Genomic DNA, 3,539 nt, shown 5'->3' with positions numbered 1-3,539 from the left:
CTTATGAGCGTCATAGGTACGGTGGCGCCGCTCTTCGTCAGGGCCTGAATGACGACCGGCGCCACCGTACCTATGACGCTCATAAGCGCGCCGATGAACTTCTCCTGCCCGGCCTGCTGGAAGTCCTTCTGGGGATCGATGCCGCTCTTGCTCAGCGCCTGGATGACGATCGGCCCGAGCGTGCCGATAACGCTCGCGATGGCTCCGAAGAACTTCTGATCGCCGGGAGCCACATCCTCGAATCCCTTGACGGGGTTGCCCTGCTTGCTGAGCGCGCCGATGACGGCCGGCAGCGCCGCGGAGACCGCGCTCGCGATAGCGCCCCAGAACTTCTCTTCACCGCCGAAATCTTTCTGCGGCTGAATCCCCTGCGCCGCGATTGTGCGGAGCAGCGGTGGTATGCAGCGGGTGGCGATGCCAACGATGGACCCGAGGAACTTCTCCTGACCGCCCGAGAAATCCTTCTGTGGTTCATAGCCGCCCTTGCGCAAGGCCTGCACCACTGCCGGCACGGCGGTCGAGACGACGTTGAGCAAGGTACGCCAGAACTTCTCCTCGCCGCCCGGGATGGCCGTGAAGTCCTTCTGCGGTTCAAAATCACCCTTCCGCAACGCGTCGACGATGGCCGGCACTGCCACCGAGGCGAGGTTTGCGAGCACACCCCAGAATTTTTCGTCGCCGCTTGCAGCAGGCTGGCCGTAAGATTTGTCGTGCATCATGGTTGCATCCTTTCTCTGGTTGCTGAGTGCATCCTGGATGATCCTCGTCATCCAGTCGGGGGAAGAAACGGCAGGCGCGGCCTGGCCTCGGAACAGCAGGAACGACGTGGCGGCCAGACCAGCGGGATTGGCGGGTTCGGTGAGGACCGGTGTCTGCCGGAAGCCGAGGTCCCGCAGCATCTTGGTCGCTCCTTCCACAAGCCGCCGGTTCGAGACGTCGGGGCCGAGGACAGTGAGTTGCTCGAGGAGAGCGTAGGTGAAGGCCGACTTTCCGCCGGTCTTCGCCGTCGAAGCTGATGCGGTCTCGTCTGCGAGGCAGGCGGATAGCAGCATTCCATTCATCTGCAACTGGCCGGCCTCGTCGAATTCCTTTCCGGCCGTCGTTCCGAAGCGATTGTCGATCCTCGATGCCGCGCCGGGCCGCGCGCAGAAGGGCCGGTAGCGCAGTTGAGTGATCTTCCTCGGATCAAGGAATACCTTATCGTTCTCGATGAAGGGCGGGACCTTGAGCACCTTGGTCTGGGCGACGTCCATGTGGCCGTCGGTCATCATGACCTTGTACATGCCGCCCGAATGGCAGCTGTCCGATATCAGCGTGAAGACCCCAGGGGGGACCGCCTGCGACTTCTGGCTGAGCACGTTGTCGAACAGAAACTGGTCGTACAGACACAGCACCTCTTCGAGATCCTGGCCCCGGGCGACCTGGAAGCCGTGGCCGGAGAAGAAGAACACGAGCCGATCGTCCGAGCCCGCTCCGTTGAACAGCCAGGACAGTCCGGCCTCGACGTTCTGCAGGGTGGCTTTTTCGTCGTAGTCGAATCGAACGTCTGCAAACTTGTAGACGTCGGTGATCTTCTGCTGGAACGCTTTCGCGTCGTTGATGCAGCTCGGGAGGTTGTTGGCGGGGTTTGGATAATGGTCGATGGCAGCGATATACGCTCTGTAGTTTGGCATGATCATTTCTCGCAATTGATGGTTCGGATTCAAAAAATGCGGTCGGCCAAGGCTTGCGGCTGGTTCCATCCGCTCTCCATGACACCGGCCGATTATCGTGCGCCGGTGTCTCGCGACGGTCACAACCGGAGTGGTCGGGTCTCACAAACTAGGATGCGGAAGAAATTTTTCCGGCCCGGTCGATGTCCGGCTGCATCTCGATGGCTTGGTGCAACTGCCTTGGCTGAGCCGCAGTCTGCATGATCGAAGCGAAAGCCCGAACTTCCCGGTTGAGCTGATGGAGGTGCTTCTGAATGAGTTCGAGCCGGCGCTCGAAATCCCCGTGCACTTTCGCCGCTGGAGCGATCGTATCCGGTTGCTGTGCCCCGTCGTCGCGCAGGCGGTGGAACAGCGCCGTGGTCTCACGGGTGGGGGAGACGCCGAGCTCGTGGCGAAATGCGAGCTGAAGCTTCTCGTAGTGCCTCAGCGCGGCGACGCGATCGCCCATCATCTCGTAGCAATGCATGATCTCGCGGTGGATGTGCTCGAGGAAGGAATCCTCGACCAGGATACGCCGCGAAATGCGGATGGCTTCTCCCCAATCGGACCTGTGCTTTGCCGCAAGGAGCTGGGTCTCGAGACAGGCGAGGAAGCGGCCGCGAAAGGCCTCCCTATCCGCCAGGCACCAATCGTAGTTGAGTTCGCTGAGAAGATCCCCACGATAGAGTTGCTCGATGGCTTCCGATGTCGCATGCGGGCTTGACGACATCGACGGCGGCGAAGGCGCCTTGATGCAATGATCGAACGCTTCAATGTCGATCCATACCTGCTCATCTGCACACAAGGACAGCGATTCCGGCCGGGCGTTGATCCACTGCGAGGCATTTTCGCCGGCGTTCGCGAGCGCGCAACGAAGGCGCCACACTTCGGTGCTGAGGTTGCGGCGAAGACGCTCGGCCGGTCCATCGCCCCAAAGGCGCGTGACGAGGACGTCACGGCTGACTGGCGCCCGTTTCTGCAGGGCAAGCACGGCAAAGAGGTGCTTTGAGCGTTCGCTGAGAAACTCGACGCGGGTCCCGTGGCGACCCCAGACCTCCAGTTGACCGAACAGTCGGCATATCGGACGCTGGGCTGGTGTGCTCTCCATGACCTGCCTCCTCGTGCGCCCCGGCCGAACGTAACGCAGAGCCGAGATTGTCGTGTGAGCCTTTTCACATTCCGGGGAAGCTGCCGAGCAGTCACTCACGCATCGTTAACGTCATCGCACCAGCGCGGCCAAATCAAGAATCAAACTTGAATGAAGGCTGGGCTTTGCGAAAACGTCAGATTTGACTGCATTCTCACCATCGGCCGGTTCATCCCACCAATTTCCACCTCCCATCCGCCACGCGCTTCAACGTCGGATCGCTCACCCGCACGTGCTCGGCGAGAAAATCGATGAACGCGCGCACGCGCGCGGGCAGGGGCGCGGCGTGGCCGACATAGACGGCGTGGATGTCTTCGCGATCGCCGGGATTGTAGCTTTGCAGCACCGGGACCAGGCGGCCGGATTCGATGTCGGGGCCGATGTGGAAGAGGGCGAGGCGGGCGAGGCCGACGCCGCCGAGGCAGAGGCGGCGGGCGGCTTCGCCGTCGCTGACGCGCGCCACGGGGGGCGGCAGCAGCCGCATTTTGAAACATGATGTTGGCGTTTTGAGCCGGCATCGCTGCACCAAAAAGTTGGTTGGCCTGAGGCTGTGGGGCAATGTTAAATATGCCGCCGGCCGCAAATGGGGCAGGAGCGTTTTGCTGCTGGGGCTGGGCCCCGCCAAACAGTGGCGGTTGGCCGACCGGCTGCTGCGGCTGAGCCGCGTTGGCATTGAAAAACGGTGGCTGTTGCGCTGGTTG

3 protein-coding genes and 1 pseudogene are annotated in these 3,539 nt (G+C 61.9%); 1 reads left to right on the top strand and 3 read right to left on the bottom strand.

Annotated features, from left to right (window positions below; genetic code table 11):
• From JHD07_RS35490 to JHD07_RS35480, 3 genes and pseudogenes are all read right to left on the bottom strand, one after another.
• A partial coding sequence (locus JHD07_RS35490; RefSeq protein WP_291630668.1) for a caspase family protein occupies positions 1 to 1,673 on the bottom strand: 1,673 nt, incomplete at its 3' end.
• A gap of 148 nt (positions 1,674 to 1,821) precedes the next feature.
• Entirely contained in the window at positions 1,822 to 2,898 is a 1,077-nt protein-coding gene (locus JHD07_RS35485) for a BTAD domain-containing putative transcriptional regulator (protein ID WP_291630666.1), read from the bottom strand.
• Positions 2,899 to 3,007: 109 nt separating this feature from the next.
• Positions 3,008 to 3,313 (bottom strand): annotated as a pseudogene (locus tag JHD07_RS35480) (LysR substrate-binding domain-containing protein); the annotation flags it as partial.
• A gap of 10 nt (positions 3,314 to 3,323) precedes the next feature.
• Between JHD07_RS35480 and JHD07_RS35475 the strand changes: the two are divergent.
• Positions 3,324 to 3,539, top strand: a 216-nt coding sequence (locus tag JHD07_RS35475) for a hypothetical protein (RefSeq protein WP_291630664.1), incomplete at its 3' end; no start/stop codon positions are given.

The organism is Bradyrhizobium sp., assembly GCF_016462955.1.
In the GTDB taxonomy this organism is placed as follows: domain Bacteria; phylum Pseudomonadota; class Alphaproteobacteria; order Rhizobiales; family Xanthobacteraceae; genus Bradyrhizobium.
Note: the sequence above shows the minus strand (reverse complement) of the source record. Positions and strands in the feature narration are given on the sequence as shown.